Origin of the sequence: Streptomyces apricus (genome assembly GCF_008369065.1) — a bacterium.
Taxonomy (GTDB): Bacteria; Actinomycetota; Actinomycetes; order Streptomycetales; family Streptomycetaceae; genus Streptomyces; species Streptomyces apricus.
Map to the genome: position 1 here is coordinate 124,253 of NZ_VDFC01000075.1, position 17,022 is coordinate 141,274.

The window sequence follows — 17,022 nt, forward strand, 5'->3', positions numbered from 1 at the left end:
GTGGGGTGTCGCGGGGGCACGGGCTCCCCGCGGGGGGGGGATGTCTCCCGCGGGAAACCCGTGCCCGGTCCGCGGATGAAGAGTGCACGTTCTATCGGGGGTAACCACACCATGCGTTCCATACGTCCGTCTCTCGCACGGCGTCACGGGCGGCGCCGGCTGCTCGCCGCCACCGGGCTCGTCGCGGCCCTGGCGCTCACCGGCACCGCGTGCGGCCCGGACGAGGACAAGGCCGCCGACGGGTCGGCCGCCACCCGTTCCGGGACCTCCGGTACCGAGACGTCCGGCTCCGACCGGATCGAGATCCCTGCCGACATCGCCGACCGGCTCAAGGAGCACGGCATCGATGTGGACAAGTGGAAGAACGGCGAGTGGAGGAACTGGGACAAGGACAAGTGGCTCACCGAGGCCCAGGACTTCGTCAACCCGGTGATCGAGGGGCTCTGGAAGCCCGAGCGGATGCGGTCGGCCGAGGACCCGGACAAGACGATCTCCGCGAAGGACGCGGCGGCCGAGCAGGGCGTCAGCGACCCGACGCCCTCCCCGGTCGGGGCGACGCGCGAGAAGACCCCCTACCACCGGCACGCCGCCCCGGTCGGGAAGGTCTTCTTCGACTCCCCCAAGGGCTCGATGGTCTGCTCCGGGACGGTCGTCAAGGATCCGCGCAACCCCGGTAAGTCCAACCTGGTGTGGACCGCGGGCCACTGCGTGCACGCGGGCGGTGGCGGCGGCTGGTACCGCAACATCGCCTTCGTGCCCGCCTACAACGACCTCGGCAAGACGGAGGCCCAGCTCGGCGAGGCCACCCAGCGGGAGATCGCCCCGTACGGCCAGTTCTGGGCGGACTGGGCCTCGACCTCCGACGAGTGGATCGCGGGCGGCGCGGAGTCGGGCGGCGCGGGCGCCCCGTACGACTACGCGGTGCTGCACGTGAAGCCGGAGACCGGCGACAAGTCCCTTGAGGAGACGGTCGGCAACGCGCTGGCCGTCGACTTCTCCACGCCCGCCGCCGCGAAGGCGGGCACGGTGGGCGCCTGGGGCTACCCGGCGGCCGCGCCGTACGACGGTCTGATCATGCACAAGTGCGTCGACCGGCCGGGCCGGCTCTCGCTGAGCCCCACGCTGCCGACGATGTACCGCATCGGGTGCACCATGACCGGCGGTTCGTCCGGCGGCGGCTGGTTTCGCGTCGTCGACGGCAGGACGGTGCTCGTCTCGAACACGTCCATCGGCCCGTCCGACAGCACCTGGCTCGCAGGTCCGCAGCTGGGCAGGGGCGCCAAGGCGATCTACGACAACATGAGCGAGCAGTACGGCGCCAAGTAGCCGTCCCCCGTATGTACGGCGAAGGCCCGCTTCCCCTCGGATCGATCCGAGGGGAAGCGGGCCTTCCGCCTGTTGCGGTCCAGGCCGCCAGGCCTAGAGACCTTTAGGCCGCGGACACCGGGACGTACGGAGCGAGCTCCGCCGCCAGTTCCTCGTGCACCCGCGCCTTCAGCAGGGTGCCCTCCGGGGTGTGCTCCTCGGAGATCACCTCGCCGTCGGAGTGGGCCCGCGCGACCAGCCGGCCGTGCGTGTACGGCACGAGGGCCTCCAGCTCGACCGAAGGGTGCGGCAGTTCGGCGTCGATGAGCGCGAGCAGTTCCTCGATGCCCTGGCCGGTACGGGCCGAGACCGCGATGGAGTGCTTCTCGTTGCGCAGCAGCCGCTGGAGCACCAGCGGGTCGGCCGCGTCCGCCTTGTTGACCACGACGATCTCGCGCACCTTGGTGGCGCCCACGTCGCGGACGACCTCGCGCACGGCGGCCAGCTGCTCCTCCGGCACCGGGTGCGAACCGTCGACCACGTGCAGGATCAGGTCGGAGTCGCCGACCTCCTCCATCGTGGAGCGGAACGCCTCGACGAGGTGGTGCGGCAAGTGCCGTACGAAGCCGACGGTGTCCGCCAGCGTGTACAGCCGCCCGCTCGGGGTCTCCGCCCGGCGCACGGTCGGGTCGAGGGTCGCGAACAGCGCGTTCTCGACCAGGACGCCCGCGCCCGTGAGGCGGTTGAGCAGCGAGGACTTGCCGGCGTTGGTGTAGCCGGCGATCGCGACCGAGGGGACCTTGTTGCGACGGCGCTCCTGGCGCTTGATGTCGCGGCCGGTCTTCATGTCCGCGATCTCCCGGCGCATCTTCGCCATCTTCTCGCGGATGCGGCGCCGGTCGGTCTCGATCTTGGTCTCACCGGGACCGCGGGTGGCGAGGCCGCCGCCCGAGCCGCCGCCCATCTGCCGGGACAGCGACTGGCCCCAGCCGCGGAGCCTCGGCAGCATGTACTGCATCTGCGCCAGGGCGACCTGCGCCTTGCCCTCGCGGGACTTGGCGTGCTGGGCGAAGATGTCGAGGATCAGGGCCGTACGGTCGATGACCTTGACCTTGACGACGTCTTCGAGGTGGATGAGCTGGCCCGGCGAGAGCTCACCGTCGCAGATGACCGTGTCCGCGCCGGTCTCCAGCACGATGTCCCGCAGCTCGTTGGCCTTGCCGGAACCGATGTAGGTGGCCGCGTCGGGCTTGTCCCGGCGCTGGACGACACCGTCGAGCACGAGCGCTCCCGCGGTCTCCGCGAGGGCGGCCAGCTCGGCCAGTGAGTTGTCCGCGTCGGTCGCGGTGCCCGAGGTCCACACCCCGACGAGGACGACGCGCTCCAGGCGGAGCTGTCGGTACTCGACCTCGGTGACGTCCTCGAGCTCGGTGGAGAGGCCCGCGACGCGGCGCAGGGCCGCACGCTCGGAGCGGTCGAACTGGTCGCCGTCCCGCTCTCCGTCGATCTCGTGGCTCCAGGCGACGTCCTCTTCCATCAGGGCATCGGCCCGAAGACCGTCGGGGTGGTTCTGCGCGCGGCTCTGCGTGTCCTGGGAAAGGGAAGAAGAGGAGGTCATTGGGTCCTTACGTCGGAGTGATTCCTGGGTGACGGAGCGGTCGCCCGTCACTGTGCACAACGTCCGGGGCCACCGGGAGATTCCCGCCCGGGCCGCAGGGCCGTGCCGCCGGCCCGAAGCGCCGTCGACGGCACGATGTTCGCACGGCACGCCCCGTCTCGTCATGCGAATTCCCCGGGGCCGCGGCGGGTACTCCTGCGACGCTGCGGCCGGTCCTCCTACGACGCTGCGGCCGGTCCTCCTACGACGCTCCGGCGGGCGCGGCGCTGTGCCAGTCGGGGTGTCCGGGCATGGGCGGGGTCTTCTCCCCGTAGAGCCACGCCCGGAAGAAGCCGTCCAGGTCGCGGCCCGCGATGTCGGAGGCGAGGCGCGTGAAGTCCGCCGTGCCGGCGACCCCGTCCCGGTGGGTGCGGACCCAGGTGCGCTGGAGGCGCTCGAAGGCGGGCCGGCCGATCTCCTGGCGCAGCGCGTACAGGACCAGGGCGCTGCCGTCGTAGACGTTCGGGCGGAAGATGCTGAGCTTCTCGCCCGGCTCGGCCCCCTTCGGCTCGGCGGGCGGGCCGCCCGCCTTGCGCCAGGTGTCGGAGGCCCGGTAGGCGGCCTTCATCCGGGCCTCCACGGGCCGGTCCGCCTTCTCCTCGGCGTAGAGGGCCTCGTACCAGGTGGCGTGTCCCTCGTTGAGCCACAGGTCGGACCAGGTGCGCGGGGAGACGCTGTCGCCGAACCACTGGTGGGCCAGTTCGTGCACCATGATCGACTCGACGTACCACTCCGGGTACTCGGAGCGGGTGAACAGCTCCCGCTCGAAGAGGGAGAGGGTCTGCGTCTCCAGTTCGAACCCGGTCCGCGCCTCGGCGATCAGCACCCCGTACGTCTCGAAGGGGTAGGGGCCGACCTTCTCCTGCATCCAGGCGATCTGGTCCGGCGTCCTGCGCAGCCACGGTTCCAGGCGCTCGCGGTCCTTGGCGGGCACCACGTCGCGCAGGGGCAGGCCGCCGGGGCCGCTGCGGCGCGGCACGGCGGAGCGGCCGATGGAGACCTGGGCCAGCTCGGTGGCCATGGGGTGCGTGGTGCGGTACGTCCAGGTGGTGCCCGCGGCCCGGCGGGTCTGTCCCGCGGGGAGCCCGTTGGCGACGGCCGTGTAGCCCTCGGGGACGGTGATCCGGAAGGTGAACATCGCCTTGTCGGAGGGGTGGTCGTTGCCGGGGAAGACGCGGTGCCCGGCGTCGGCCTGGTTGGCCATCGCGAGACCGTCCTGGGTCGGCACCCAGCCGCTCTGGTACTCCTCGGTGGAGACCGGGTCGCTGTCGTGGCGCACGGTGATCCGCACCGGGATGCCGGGCGGGAGCGGGGCGCCGGGGGTGAGGACCAGGTCCTCGCCGGCGCTCCGGAACTCCACGGGCTGGCCGTCGATCTCGACGGACCGCACCGTGCCGTGCGCGTGGTCGAGGTTGACCTGTTCGAGCCAGTCCGTGGTGCGGGCGTCGATGACGGTGACGGCCGGGAGCGGCTTGCCGTTGCTGCCGGAGTAGGTGAAGGCCAGGTCGTACGCCGTGACGTCGTAGCCGGGGTTGCCCAGGTGCGGGAAGAGCCGGTCGCCGATGCCGAGCGGTGTCGGGGCGGGGGCGCTCGCGGCGACGAGGCAGACGCAGGCGGCGGAGGCGAGGACCGCCGTCCGCAGCCGGTGGGAGGGCTTCGGGCCTGACGCGCCGGGGCGGGGGGTCGTACGGGTGCGCAGCATGGACCACGGCTATCAGCGGTCGTGCGCCCCGGGACGACGGCTCGCGCCGAAGCCACTCGAACGGGCTCCCCTGTACGAACGCGCCCGAGGCCACCCGGCGCCATCGCGCAGGCGGCCCGCGGAGCGCCCGCTACGGAGTGGCCGACTGCGGCTGCGCCCGGCTCACGTCGAAGACCCCGGGGACGTCGCGCATCGCCCGCATCAGGGCGGGCAGGTGCGCCGCGTCCGGGAGCTCCAGCGTGTACGTGTGGCGTACGCGCTGCTGGCTGGGCGGTTCGACGGTCGCCGAGACGATGGCGACCCCCTCCAGGGCGATGGCCTCGGTGAGGTCGGCCAGCAGGTGGGGGCGGCCGAAGGACTCGGCGTAGAGGGTGACGCGGCACTCGCCGGTGTCGCCCCAGCGCACCCCGGCCTCCGCGCGCCCCGCCTCCTTCATGCGGCCCACCGCGGCGCACTCGACGCGGTGCACGGTCACCACTCCCCCGCGTACCGGGAACCCGGTGATCGCGTCGGGCGGTACGGGCGTACAGCAGCCCGCGAGGCGGACGGTCGCGCCGGGCCGGTCCACGACGACGTCCGCGGCGGCCGGGCGGGCGGCGGGCCCGTCGGCGGCCGGGCGGCGGGTCGCGGCGGGCGCCTCGGACGGGGCGGCCGGCGCCGGGTGCGCGGCGAGCCAGCGGGTGATGGCGATGCGCGCGACGGGCGTGTGGGCGTGCTCCAGCCACTCCCTGGAGGGCTCGGAGGCCGGGTCCTGGCCCATGAGCAGCTGCACGGTGTCCCCGTCGCTCAGCACCGTGCTCAGCCGCGCCAGGCGGCCGTTGACGCGGGCGCCGATGCAGGCGTGCGCGTCCTCGCCGTACTGGGCGTACGCGGCGTCGATGCAGCTGGCGCCGGCGGGCAGGCCGAGGGTGCCGCCGTCGGGGCGGAAGACGGTGATCTCCCGGTCCTGGGCGAGGTCCTCGCGGAGCGTGGACCAGAACGTGTCGGGGTCGGGCGCGGCCTCCTGCCAGTCGAGGAGGCGGGAGAGCCAGCCGGGACGGGTGGGGTCGGCGCGCTCCTCGTCGGCGGCGCGGGCGCCGTCCCCCTGCTCCTCGGCGGAGGGCGCTTCGGGCGCGGCATAGGGATTGCCGAGCGCGATGACACCGGCCTCGGCGACCTTGTGCATCTGGTGCGTGCGGATGAGGACCTCGGCGACCTGCCCGTCGGAGCGGGCCACCGCCGTGTGCAGCGACTGGTACAGGTTGAACTTGGGGACGGCGATGAAGTCCTTGAACTCCGAGACGACCGGCGTCAGGCAGGTGTGCAGCTCGCCCAGGACCCCGTAGCAGTCGGCGTCCTCGTTCACGAGGACCAGCAGGCGGCCGAAGTCGGCGCCGCGCATCTCGCCGCGCTTGCGCGAGACGCGGTGCACGGAGACGAAGTGCCGCGGCCTGATCTGGACCTCGGCCTGCAGCCCCGCCTCGCGCAGCACCCCCCGCACCTCCTCGGCGATCTCGGCGAGGGGGTCGTCGGCGCGCGAGGAGTTCTCCAGGACGAGTTCGCGGGTACGGGCGTACTCCTCGGGGCGCAGGATCGCGAAGACCAGGTCCTCCAGCTCCGTCTTGAGCGCCTGGACGCCGAGACGTTCGGCGAGCGGGATGAGGACGTCCTTGGTCACCTTGGCGATGCGCTCCTGTTTCTCGGGGCGCATGACTCCGAGGGTGCGCATGTTGTGCAGCCGGTCGGCGAGTTTGATCGACATCACGCGGACGTCGCTGCCGGTGGCGACGAGCATCTTGCGGAACGTCTCGGGCTCGGCGGCCGCCCCGTAGTCGACCTTCTCCAGCTTCGTCACGCCGTCGACGAGGTAGCGGACCTCCTCGCCGAACTCCGCACGGACCTGATCGAGCGTCACTTCCGTGTCCTCGACCGTGTCGTGCAGCAGGGAGGCGGTCAACGTCGTGGTCTCCGCGCCCAGTTCGGCGAGGATCAGCGTCACCGCCAGCGGGTGCGTGATGTACGGCTCGCCGCTCTTGCGCATCTGGCCGCGGTGCGAGGACTCGGCGAGGACGTACGCGCGGCGCAGCGGGTCCAGGTCGGCGTCGGGGTGGTGGGCCCGGTGGGCCTCGGCCACGTGGGCGATCGCGTCGGGCAGCCGGTCGCGGGCCGCGGGCCCCAGCAGGGCGGCCCGGCCCAGGCGGCGCAGGTCGATCCGGGGGCGGCCCCGCCTGCGCTGTGCCGCGGGCGTGATGGGGCCGGGCGTCGCGGGGTTCGTGGCCTCCGCACTCATGGGCACCTCCGGCTGCGTTGACCGGCGGACGGGGTGCCCCATGGCGTACGCGGCTCTGGGGATGGCGTCATTCCCCCGTCCGGGCCGGTCCTTGATGCTACCGAGCCCACCACGCCCGACCGACCGGCTCTCGCCGAGCGTGAAACGGATCACCCATTCGAGCGAAGGTTCAGGGGGTCATGGTTTCGAGCCATTCGGCGTCGATGTGACCCTCCGCGACGATCACCGCGGGCCCGGTCATCTCGATCTCGCCGTCGGGGTGCTCGGTGATCACCAGTCGGCCGCCGGGCACGTCGACGGTGTAGGTGGCCGGGACGCCGGTGACGGCGGGGTCGACGCCGTCCCTGCGGGCGGTCGCCACGGCCACCGCGCACGCGCCCGTGCCGCACGAGCGGGTCTCGCCGGAGCCCCGCTCGTGGACACGCAGAGCGACGTGACGAAGACCACGGTCGACGACGAACTCCACGTTCACGCCGTCCGGGTACGCGGACAGGGGGGCGACCGGCGGAGGGTCGTACAGGTGTCCGGCGTGGTCGAGGTCCGCCACGAAGGCGACGGCGTGGGGGTTACCCATGTTCACGTTGCGCGCGGGCCAGCTGCGCTCGCCGACGGTCACGGTGACGTCGCCCTCGGGCAGGAGCGCCCGGCCCATGCCGACGGTGACGTCGCCCTCCTTGTCGAGGTGCACGCTCTTCACGCCCGCGCGCGTGGCCACCTTCAGGTCGCCCTCGGCCACGTGCCCGGCGCGCTGGAGGTGGCGGGCGAACACCCGCACCCCGTTGCCGCACATCTCGGCGACCGAGCCGTCGCCGTTGCGGTAGTCCATGAACCATTCCGCTTCGGCCGCCATCGACCGGGCCTCGGGGTGCGCGGCGGACCGCACGACGTGCAGCAGGCCGTCCCCGCCGATGCCCGCGCGGCGGTCGCACAGGGCCGCGACGGCGGCCGGGGACAGGTCGACGGTGTTCTCGGGATCCGGGACGATCACGAAGTCGTTCTCGGTCCCGTGCCCCTTGAGGAAGGCGATCCGCGTGCTCATTCCCCGATCGTACGGCTTCGGCGCGCGGGTCCGGCGGGCCGGTCCGGCAGCCGGACGGGGCTCCGGGAGGGCCTCAGCGCAGGCGGGCCACGCGCCACACGGCGAGCACCACGACCGCGGCCACGACGACGGCGTACGCGATCACGACGCGCCAGTCGGGACGGCGGGCGGAACCGCGCTGCGGCAGCCCGGGCCACGTGTAACCCACGCGGCGCGCGGCCATCATGCCCCAGCCGGCGGCGCAGGAGCAGATCAGCAGGCCGAGCATGGCGATCATGGCGCCGCTGTCGCCGAAGTCGAAGGCCAGCGGGAAGGCGAACATCAGGGAGCCCAGCGCGGCGAGGCCCACGATGGGGGCGAGCTGCCAGATGCGCATGCGGCGCTGGGGGCGGAGCTCGACCTCGACCTCGGGCCCCGGGTACATCTCGTCGGGCTCCGGTCCGTCGGCGGTCACCCCGCCGTCGGCGTCGTCGGGCCCGTCCGGGCTCAGCCGGTCCCCGTCGGGGTCCTGCTGGTCCTGTGCGGTGTCGTGCACCCCACCGGCGACGGTGCTCTGCTCCGCGCCTGCTGCGGTGTCACGAGGGCCGGCCTCCATCGCCACGCGCCCTCCCCACTCGGACTCCACTTGGTCGATCGAAGCTCGATGATGGCACGGCCCCGGAGGCCCGGATGACGGCCGGAGCGTCCCGATGCCATGACGTGATCAGGCTGTGACCGGTCGTTCGACCAACGTCAACGCGAGCCGCGGAAGTTCCGTCAGGTCCGCCGCGGCCCCACTGAGCCAATGCACCCGCGGATCGCGTCTGAACCAGGAATCCTGACGGCGCGCGAAGCGCTTGGTGGCCCGCACGGTCTCGGTACGCGCCTCCTCCTCGGTGCACTCCCCGGCGAGCGCCGCGAGCATCTGCTGGTAGCCGAGCGCGCGCGACGCCGTACGCCCCTCGCGCAACCCCTGCGCCTCCAGTGCGCGCACTTCTTCGAGGAGGCCGCCCTCCCACATGCGGTCGACGCGGCGGGCGATGCGCTCGTCGAGCTCCGGGCGGGCCACGTCGACGCCGATCTGCACGGTGTCGTAGACGGAGTCGTGGCCGGGGAGGTTGGCGGTGAAGGGCTTGCCGGTGATCTCGATGACCTCCAGGGCCCGGACGATGCGGCGGCCGTTGCTCGGCAGGATCGCGTGGGCCGCCTCGGGGTCGGCGGTGGCCAGCCGGGCGTGCAGGGCGCCGGAGCCGTGCAGCGTGAGCTCCTCCTCCAGCCGGGCCCGCACCTCGGGGTCCGTACCGGGGAACTCCAGGTTGTCGACGGCCCCCCGGACGTAGAGGCCGGAGCCGCCGACGAGGACCGGCCAGCGGCCCTGCGCGAGCAGCGCGTCGATGCGGTCGCGCGCGAGTCGCTGGTACTCGGCGACGCTCGCCGTCTGCGTCACGTCCCAGATGTCGAGGAGGTGGTGCGGGACGCCGCCGCGCTCCTCCTGCGTCAGCTTGGCGGTGCCGATGTCCATCCCGCGGTAGAGCTGCATCGAGTCCGCGTTGACCACCTCACCGCCGAGGCGCGAGGCCAGGTGGACGCCGAGATCGGACTTTCCGGCCGCGGTGGGACCCACGACGGCGATGACCCGCGGAGCGGGAGCAGCTCTACTCACCGCACCAGTCTCGCAAACCTCGGGGTCACTTCTCGAACGAGCGGCGTGACGGCACGGGGCCGGGGTCGTTGCCTGTTGCGAGGTTCCAGCCGCCGGTTCACGGACCGGTGGTCCCGGGCGGCGCAACGGGACGCACCGGGCGACGCGGGAATTCGCCCGCACGAGCAGTCTTTGGAGACGACATGGGTATTTTTGCACGGCTTCTCGGCAGAAACAGGCCGAAGCCCGAGGGGACGGCGACGGAAGAGGCGTCGACACCCGCCGGGACGCAGGGTGACGGGCCGGGGCCCGAAGCCACGGCGGAGTCGGTGACGGAGGTCCCGGCCCCGGGCGGGGCCGAGGCCGGGACCGAGGCCGAGACCGAGACCGAAGCTGAGGTTGAGGCTGGGGCTGAGGCCAAGACCGGAACCGAGGCCGCGGCCGACGGGACCGACGGGTCCAAGGGGTCCGGTGGGTCCGAGGAGTCCGAGGGCTCCAAGGGGTCCGATGCCTCCGTGGCGGATGCCGTCGACATCCCCCAGCAGCAGTCCGCCGGGAAGGTGGCCGGCAGCGAGGTGGGCGAGGGCGCCCGTCCGTGACCGCCCCCGCGGGATCACACCGGTGGCCGGTCCCGGAGCCCCGCGGCTCCGGACCGTCCGCCGGGGCGGCGGCCCGACCCGCCCAGGACCCGCCCAGAACCCGCCTACGACCAGGCGGCCACCAGGTAGCCCACCCCGTAGGGGGCGTCCTCGTACAGGAGGGTGCCGTTCAGGCCCGCCCCGCGTGCCGCTCCCGCCAGTACCTGCCAGGGGGCCCGGCCGGACGCCTTGAGCTCGTACGCCAGCTCCGCGTCCAAGGCTTCGAGGGCGGACACGTCCGCCGCGGCCAGCGCACGGGCCGCCTCCGCGTCGAAGTCCGCCGCCCGTTCGTCCAGGTAGCCCGGCGCCTTGACCGTGCGGCACGCGCTTCCGTCGCCCATCACCAGCAGCGCGGTCCTTCCCGGCCGCGCGGCGATCCCCTCTCCCGTGCGGACGCACCGCCCGATGTCGAGGGGTTCCCCCACGCCGAGCCCTTCGACGGGCACGCCGGAGCGCTCCGTGCGGCCCAGCAGCCACGCGGCGACGGCCAGCGAGGACGGGAGCGCCCGCCCGGCGGGGTCCGCCCCGCTTCCGCTCTCGTGCCCACTCCCGTTTCCGCCGAGCCGTACGTCCAGGTCCACGCCGAAGCCGCGGAACGAGCCGCGGGCGCCCTCGGGATGGGGTCCGCGGCCGTCCTCCGAGGCGGGGCCGACGACCACCAGCCGGTCCGGGCGGGCGGCGGCCAGTACCCCCAGGGCGTCCGCGCAGGCGGCGCGCGCCGCGTCCAGTTCGGGCGCGGCTCCCGCGGCGACCTCGGGCACGAGCAGGGGCGGGCAGGGGCACACGGCGGCGGCGACAAGCATGATCGGCAGCGTAACCCCGCGCGGCCCCCGGTGCGTCAGTCGCAGCCGCAGCCGCTGCCCGCGGCGACGGGCAGCGGTTCGGGCGCGCCGATCTTCGGCAGGCCCAGCATGACGCCGGCCGGCTTCGCGGCCTCGGCGGCGTTGCGCTTCTCCCAGGCGTCGCCCGCGCGCGTGCGGCGCACGTCCAGGACGGCGCCCTCGGCGAGCAGGTGGTGCGGGGCGGCGTAGGTGATCTCGACGGTGACGACGTCGCCGGGGCGGACGTCGGCGTCGGGCTTGGTGAAGTGCACCAGGCGGTTGTCGGGGGCGCGGCCGGAGAGGCGGTGCGTGGCGCCGTCCTTGCGGCCCTCGCCCTCGGCGACCATCAGCTCCAGCGTGCGGCCGACCTGCTTCTTGTTCTCGTCCCAGGAGATCTCCTCCTGGAGGGCGACGAGGCGCTCGTAGCGCGCCTGCACGACCTCCTTGGGGACCTGCCCCTCCATGGTGGCCGCGGGGGTGCCGGGGCGCTTGGAGTACTGGAACGTGAAGGCCTGCGCGAAGCGGGCCTCGCGGACCGCGTGCAGGGTCTGCTCGAAGTCCTCCTCGGTCTCGCCGGGGAAGCCCACGATGATGTCGGTGGTGATCGCGGCGTGCGGGATCGAGGCGCGCACCTTGTCGATGATCCCGAGGAACCGCTCCTGGCGGTACGAGCGGCGCATCGCCTTCAGGACGGTGTCCGAGCCGGACTGCATCGGCATGTGCAGCTGCGGCATGACGTTCGGGGTCTCGGCCATCGCGGCGATGACGTCGTCCGTGAAGTCGCGCGGGTGCGGCGAGGTGAACCGCACGCGCTCCAGGCCTTCGATCGTGCCGCAGGCCCGCAGGAGCTTGCTGAAGGCCTCCCGGTCGCCGATGTCGGAGCCGTAGGCGTTCACGTTCTGGCCGAGCAGAGTGATCTCGGAGACGCCCTCGCCGACCAGGGCCTCGATCTCGGCGAGGATGTCGCCGGTCCTGCGGTCCTTCTCCTTGCCGCGCAGCGCCGGGACGATGCAGAAGGTGCACGTGTTGTTGCAGCCGACGGAGATCGAGACCCAGGCGGCGTACGCGCTCTCGCGGCGGGTCGGCAGCGTCGAGGGGAACGCCTCCAGCGACTCGGCGATCTCGACCTGCGCCTCCTCCTGGACGCGGGCGCGCTCCAGGAGGACGGGGAGCTTGCCGATGTTGTGCGTGCCGAAGACGACGTCCACCCAGGGCGCCCTCTTCACGATGGTGTCGCGGTCCTTCTGGGCGAGGCAGCCGCCGACGGCGATCTGCATGCCGGGCCGCTTCGTCTTCATCGGCGCGAGCCTGCCGAGGTTCCCGTAGAGGCGGTTGTCGGCGTTCTCGCGCACCGCGCAGGTGTTGAAGACGACGACGTCGGCGTCACCGTCGGAGCCGTCGGGAGCGCGTACGTAGCCGGCGTCCTCCAGCAGCCCGGAGAGCCGCTCGGAGTCGTGGACGTTCATCTGACATCCGTAAGTGCGTACTTCATACGTTCTGGTCAGGTCCACTGCCCGGCTCCGGTCGCTGCTGCTCATGCGACAAGGGTAGGCGGTGCCCGGAGCACGTCCCGCCCAGGAGCTGCCGCTGCCCCACGGGCGCGGACCCGCCGGACGGCGGGCCCTGGTCATCCGGGCCGGTGAGCTGGCAGGATCGCGCGCATGTTCCAGGAGGCGCTCCCCCGTATCGGCCGGCGCCGGGCCCTGCAGGGTTCGGCCGCGGTCCTCGTGGTCCTCGGCCTGCTGCTGTGGTGGCTGCTGCCGCTGGGCGAGAGCTCCCCGGGCGGGAAGGTCGTCTTCAGCACGGGCACCGCGAACGGCGTGTACCAGCTGTACGGGGACCTGCTGAGGGACGCGCTCGACAAGGACATGCCGCGCCTGGACGTGGACCTGGAGGAGAGCGAGGGCTCGCTGGAGAACGTGGAGCGGGTCGCCACCGGCCAGGCCGACTTCACCATCGCGGCGGCCGACGCGGTCGAGAGGTACGAGGACAACGGCGGACGCGGCGCGGATCTGCTGCGCGGCTGCGCGCGGCTGTACGACGACTACGTGCACGTGGTCGTTCCGCTCCATTCCGACGTGAACTCCATCGCGGAGCTGAAGGGCAGGAAGGTCGCGGTGGGACAGCCGGGGTCCGGGGTGCGCCTGATCGCGGAGCAGGTGCTGGCCGCGGCCGGCGTCGACCCGAAGAAGGGCATCGAGCCGTTCTCCGCAGGCATAAGGGATGCTCCCGACATGCTCGAAGAGGGGAAGATCGACGCGTTCTTCTGGTCCGGCGGGCTTCCGACCAGTGCGGTGACCACGCTCTCGCAGCACTTCGACGTGAAACTGGTCCCGATCGACGCCGACCTGGTGGCGGAGCTGCACAAGCCGGGCAAGGGGTCCCGCCACTACCGGTCCGCCCTCATGCCGGCGGACGCGTACCACAAGGCCCAGAACGGTATCGCCGTGCCGACGATCGCGGTGGCGAACCTGCTGGTCACCCGGGCGGACATGGACGCGACGCTCACGGAGGGCATGACCCGCACGGTGATCAACAGCCGTGACGGCATCGGCGAGGTGGTGCACGCGGCGCAGCGCGTGGACCTGCGGACCGCCATCTACACGGAGCCGCTGGACCTGCACACCGGCGCGCAGCGCTACTACCGCTCGGTCAAGCCGTGACCGCTGGCCGGGACCGCTGACCAGTGCCGCTGACCGGTACCGCCCGTGGCCCGGCGGCGCCGGCCGGGGCCCCGGTCCCCTGCAGGCCCCCTGAGGGCCGCTTCAGGCCCCTCTCAGGACCCCGGCATCGTCCTCGGCACCGTGACCGTCACCCGCAGCCCGTGCGGCTCGTGGCGGGCGTACGCGATGGTGCCGCCGCCCGCGGCGAGCAGGGCGCGGGAGATGGACAGGCCCAGGCCCGAGCCCTTGATGTTCTGGTGGCCGGCGCTGCGCCAGAAGCGGTCGCCGACGCGGGTCAGCTCCTCGTCGCTCAGTCCGGGCCCGCCGTCGGTGACGACGACCGTCGAGGTCTCGCCGTTGGAGGCCACCCGGACCTCGACGGACTCTCCCTCCGGGGTGAACTTGAGCGCGTTGTCGATGACCGCGTCCAGGGCGCTGGAGAGGGCCACCGGGTCGGCCCAGGCGGTCGTGGCGGGGCAGTTCCCCACGAGCCGTACGCCCTTGTCGTCGGCGACCGGCGACCAGGACGCCACGCGTTCGGCGGTGAGCTCGCCGATGTCGGTGAGCCGCAGGTCCGCCTCGGCGTGCTCGGCGAGGGCGAGGTCCAGGAGGTCGTCCAGGACGTGGGCGAGGCGCTTGCCCTCCGTACGGACGGAGGCGATCTCCTCGTTGCCCTCGGGCAGCTCCAGGGCGAGCAGCTCGATGCGCAGCAGCAGCGCCGACAGCGGGTTGCGCAGCTGGTGCGAGGCGTCGGCGACGAAGGCGCGCTGCTGCTCCAGGACGTTCTCGACGTTGTCGGCCATCTCGTTGAACGAGCCGGCCAGGCGTCTGAGCTCCGGCGGTCCGCCGGCGGCCGCGACCCGGGACTTGAGGCGGCCGGTCGCGATGTCGTGGGTGGTGGCGTCGAGGACGCGCACGGGCTTCAGCACCCAGCCGGTCAGCCGCAGCGCGGCGCCGAGCGCGAGGAGCATCGCGGCGATCTCGCCCGCCCCTATGACGAGCCAGCCCTGCAGGATCCGTGAGCGCATCTGCCCGGTGGGCGAGTCGGTGACCACGACCGCGACGACGTCGCCGTCGCGGATGACGGGCGAGGCGACGACCAGGCGGTCCCGCTGCCACGGCCAGATCTGTTCCGGGTCGTGGCTGCGGCGGCTCTGCAGGGCCTCGTCGAAGGCGTCGCGCACGACACCCTCCTCGGGGAGGTACCAGTTGCGCGGCGCGTTCGCCATGACGTCCTTGTCGCGGTAGAAGACGCCCGCGTTGATGTCGTACAGCTCCTGGTACGTGTGCAGTTCCTGCAGCAGCGTCACGCCGCGCTGTTCCGTGGGGACGACCCGGGAGCCCTCCGGCCGGTCGGCGACGAACTGCGCCAGGGACGCGAAGCGCGCGGTGTCGTCGATGCGGTCGACGACGACCTTCTGCTGCTGGGCGGCGGCGAGGCTGACGGCCAGGGGGATGCCCAGGGCGAGCAGGATGGCCGCCATCAGGACGATGAGCAGCGGGAGGAGGCGTGTGCGCACCCGGGCCCGCTACGCGGCGGGCGCGACGAGCCGGTAACCGACGCCGCGCACGGTCTCGATCAGGGCCGGCATGCGCAGCTTGGAGCGCAGCGACGCGACGTGCACCTCCAGGGTGCGGCCGGTCCCCTCCCAGCTGGTGCGCCAGACCTCGCTGATGATCTGCTCCCGCCGGAACACCACGCCGGGCCGCTGGGCGAGGAGCGCGAGCAGGTCGAACTCCTTGCGGGTCAGCTGGACGACCGTGCCGTCGACGCTGACCTGGCGGGTGGGCAGCTCGATGCGGACGGGGCCCAGCCGCAGCGCGTCGTCGCCGGCGGGCGCCGCGTCGTCGGGGACCGTGCGCCGGGCGACGGCGTGGATACGGGCGAGGAGCTCCCCGGTGTCGTAGGGCTTCACCACGTAGTCGTCGGCGCCGAGGTTGAGGCCGTGGATCCGGGAGCGCACGTCGGCGCGCGCGGTGACCATGATCACGGGCGTGCTGGTCCGCTTGCGGATCTTGCCGCAGACCTCGTACCCGTCCTGGTCGGGCAGGCCGAGGTCGAGCAGGACCACTCCGAAGCCGTTGCCCTCCGGGACGAGCGCCTGGAGGGCCTCCTCGCCGCTGCGGGCGTGCGTGACGGCGAAGCCGTGCCGGGCGAGGACCGCGGACAGAGCGGCGGCGACATGGTTGTCGTCCTCGACCAGGAGCAGTCTCATCACGGCCCCCTCAGGTTCATCAGTCGTATGTTCAGAACGGTTGGACTTGCGGTGCGGGCGAACCGATGACGCCCACGCGCGCGTGTCCCCTGGCAGTCAGGCCGATGGACGCGGACGGCGTCAAGCGCCCGCGGCGCGCGGCCCCCATCCGTTACGCAGCCGGTACGCGCCCGGGGCGGCCTTCACGAAGAGTGCCCGTTTGCCGCCGGATCGTTATGCTCAATTTCCCCTCAGATGTAATGACGCTGGTCGTGCGGCGTTACTACTGTCCTCCGCAACCGAGGAGGACGGAGCTAGAGGCCGATGACCGAAGTATCGGTGACCAAGGACGCCACGCCCACGGCCGAGGATCTGGTCGTACTGAAGAACGTCAACAAGCACTTCGGTGCGTTGCACGTTCTCCAGGACATCGACCTGACCATCGCCCGCGGTGAGGTCGTCGTGGTCATCGGACCCTCCGGGTCCGGAAAGTCCACCCTGTGCCGCGCGATCAACCGCCTGGAGTCGATCGAGTCGGGATCCATCACGATCGACGGGAAGCCCCTTCCCGAGGAGGGCAAGGCGCTCGCCCGTCTGCGGGCCGACGTCGGCATGGTCTTCCAGTCGTTCAACCTGTTCGCGCACAAGACCGTGCTCGAAAACGTGATGCTGGGCCAGCTGAAGGTCCGCAAGGCGGACAAGAAGGACGCGGAGGAGAAGGCGCGCGGGCTGCTCGACCGGGTGGGCGTCGCCGCCCAGGCGGACAAGTACCCGGCGCAGCTCTCCGGCGGGCAGCAGCAGCGTGTCGCCATCGCCCGGGCGCTGGCGATGGGCCCCAAGGTCATGCTCTTCGACGAGCCCACGTCGGCTCTCGACCCGGAGATGATCAACGAGGTCCTGGAAGTCATGCAGCAGCTCGCGCGTGACGGAATGACGATGGTCGTCGTCACCCACGAGATGGGATTCGCCCGTTCGGCGGCCAACCGCGTCGTCTTCATGGCGGACGGCCGCATCGTCGAAGAGGCTGTGCCGGACCAGTTCTTCAGCAACCCGCGCAGCGACCGGGCGAAGGACTTCCTGTCGAAGATCCTGCACCACTGACGACCTACGGC

At 72.4% G+C, this 17,022-nt stretch carries 14 protein-coding genes; 4 read left to right on the plus strand and 10 right to left on the minus strand.

Annotated elements, in window-relative coordinates; translation table 11 throughout:
• Positions 1-111 precede the first annotated feature (111 nt).
• Complete coding sequence (locus FGF04_RS34190; protein WP_149515277.1) at positions 112-1,326, plus strand: trypsin-like serine peptidase; 1,215 nt, start codon at positions 112-114, stop codon at positions 1,324-1,326.
• Positions 1,327-1,429: 103 nt separating this feature from the next.
• Here the strand turns inward: FGF04_RS34190 and hflX are convergent, their stop codons facing one another.
• From hflX to miaA, 6 genes are all read right to left on the minus strand, one after another.
• Positions 1,430-2,923 (minus strand): GTPase HflX, encoded by a 1,494-nt coding sequence (gene hflX, locus FGF04_RS34195; protein WP_149515278.1) that lies wholly within the window; start codon positions 2,921-2,923, stop codon positions 1,430-1,432.
• 241 nt (positions 2,924-3,164) lie between these two features.
• Complete coding sequence (locus tag FGF04_RS34200) at positions 3,165-4,664, minus strand: M1 family metallopeptidase (RefSeq protein WP_149515279.1); 1,500 nt, start codon at positions 4,662-4,664, stop codon at positions 3,165-3,167.
• Between the two features lie 130 nt (positions 4,665-4,794).
• A complete protein-coding gene (locus tag FGF04_RS34205) occupies positions 4,795-6,933 on the minus strand; it encodes a RelA/SpoT family protein (protein ID WP_149515280.1) in 2,139 nt (712 codons plus the stop codon).
• Between the two features lie 169 nt (positions 6,934-7,102).
• The gene (gene dapF / locus FGF04_RS34210; protein ID WP_149515281.1) at positions 7,103-7,972 is read right to left on the minus strand and encodes a diaminopimelate epimerase; all 870 of its coding nucleotides are present in this window, start codon (positions 7,970-7,972) and stop codon (positions 7,103-7,105) included.
• Between the two features lie 73 nt (positions 7,973-8,045).
• Positions 8,046-8,567, minus strand: a complete 522-nt coding sequence (locus FGF04_RS34215; RefSeq protein ID WP_149515450.1) for a hypothetical protein — start codon at positions 8,565-8,567, stop codon at positions 8,046-8,048.
• 108 nt (positions 8,568-8,675) lie between these two features.
• Positions 8,676-9,614: a tRNA (adenosine(37)-N6)-dimethylallyltransferase MiaA gene (miaA, locus tag FGF04_RS34220; RefSeq protein WP_149515282.1), complete on the minus strand. Its 939-nt coding sequence runs from the start codon at positions 9,612-9,614 to the stop codon at positions 8,676-8,678.
• 308 nt (positions 9,615-9,922) lie between these two features.
• Between miaA and FGF04_RS34225 the strand changes: the two genes are divergently transcribed.
• Complete coding sequence (locus FGF04_RS34225; protein ID WP_235882639.1) at positions 9,923-10,192, plus strand: hypothetical protein; 270 nt, start codon at positions 9,923-9,925, stop codon at positions 10,190-10,192.
• 104 nt (positions 10,193-10,296) lie between these two features.
• Here the strand turns inward: FGF04_RS34225 and FGF04_RS34230 are convergent, their stop codons facing one another.
• Together FGF04_RS34230 and miaB are read right to left on the minus strand one after the other, a co-directional pair.
• A complete protein-coding gene (locus FGF04_RS34230) occupies positions 10,297-11,034 on the minus strand; it encodes a class III extradiol dioxygenase subunit B-like domain-containing protein (protein WP_149515284.1) in 738 nt (245 codons plus the stop codon).
• A gap of 35 nt (positions 11,035-11,069) precedes the next feature.
• Entirely contained in the window at positions 11,070-12,590 is a 1,521-nt protein-coding gene (gene miaB / locus FGF04_RS34235) for a tRNA (N6-isopentenyl adenosine(37)-C2)-methylthiotransferase MiaB (protein WP_149515285.1), read from the minus strand.
• A 123-nt stretch (positions 12,591-12,713) separates the two neighbouring features.
• Between miaB and FGF04_RS34245 the strand changes: the two genes are divergently transcribed.
• Positions 12,714-13,715 carry a TAXI family TRAP transporter solute-binding subunit gene (locus FGF04_RS34245; RefSeq protein ID WP_149515286.1) on the plus strand — a complete coding sequence of 334 codons (1,002 nt, stop codon included), beginning with the start codon at positions 12,714-12,716 and terminating at the stop codon, positions 13,713-13,715.
• Between the two features lie 113 nt (positions 13,716-13,828).
• Here the strand turns inward: FGF04_RS34245 and FGF04_RS34250 are convergent, their stop codons facing one another.
• Positions 13,829-15,235, minus strand: coding sequence for a sensor histidine kinase (locus FGF04_RS34250; protein ID WP_149515287.1), 1,407 nt, complete (start codon positions 15,233-15,235; stop codon positions 13,829-13,831).
• A gap of 9 nt (positions 15,236-15,244) precedes the next feature.
• Positions 15,245-15,931, minus strand: a complete 687-nt coding sequence (locus FGF04_RS34255) for a response regulator transcription factor (RefSeq protein WP_149515288.1) — start codon at positions 15,929-15,931, stop codon at positions 15,245-15,247.
• 303 nt (positions 15,932-16,234) lie between these two features.
• Here FGF04_RS34255 and FGF04_RS34260 point away from each other — a divergent pair, with 303 nt between their 5' ends.
• Positions 16,235-17,011, plus strand: a complete 777-nt coding sequence (locus FGF04_RS34260; protein WP_149515289.1) for an amino acid ABC transporter ATP-binding protein — start codon at positions 16,235-16,237, stop codon at positions 17,009-17,011.
• The last annotated feature ends 11 nt before the right edge of the window (positions 17,012-17,022 follow it).

Coding starts and splice junctions, on each gene's coding strand:
- FGF04_RS34215 (WP_149515450.1), bottom strand. CDS start 8,567: ATGGAGGCCGGCCCTCGTGACACCGCAGCAGGCGCGGAGCAGAGCACC.
- FGF04_RS34255 (WP_149515288.1), bottom strand. CDS start 15,931: ATGAGACTGCTCCTGGTCGAGGACGACAACCATGTCGCCGCCGCTCTG.
- dapF (WP_149515281.1), bottom strand. CDS start 7,972: ATGAGCACGCGGATCGCCTTCCTCAAGGGGCACGGGACCGAGAACGAC.
- FGF04_RS34230 (WP_149515284.1), bottom strand. CDS start 11,034: ATGCTTGTCGCCGCCGCCGTGTGCCCCTGCCCGCCCCTGCTCGTGCCC.
- hflX (WP_149515278.1), bottom strand. CDS start 2,923: ATGACCTCCTCTTCTTCCCTTTCCCAGGACACGCAGAGCCGCGCGCAG.
- FGF04_RS34200 (WP_149515279.1), bottom strand. CDS start 4,664: ATGCTGCGCACCCGTACGACCCCCCGCCCCGGCGCGTCAGGCCCGAAG.
- FGF04_RS34245 (WP_149515286.1), top strand. CDS start 12,714: ATGTTCCAGGAGGCGCTCCCCCGTATCGGCCGGCGCCGGGCCCTGCAG.
- FGF04_RS34260 (WP_149515289.1), top strand. CDS start 16,235: ATGACCGAAGTATCGGTGACCAAGGACGCCACGCCCACGGCCGAGGAT.
- miaB (WP_149515285.1), bottom strand. CDS start 12,590: ATGAGCAGCAGCGACCGGAGCCGGGCAGTGGACCTGACCAGAACGTAT.
- FGF04_RS34190 (WP_149515277.1), top strand. CDS start 112: ATGCGTTCCATACGTCCGTCTCTCGCACGGCGTCACGGGCGGCGCCGG.
- FGF04_RS34205 (WP_149515280.1), bottom strand. CDS start 6,933: ATGAGTGCGGAGGCCACGAACCCCGCGACGCCCGGCCCCATCACGCCC.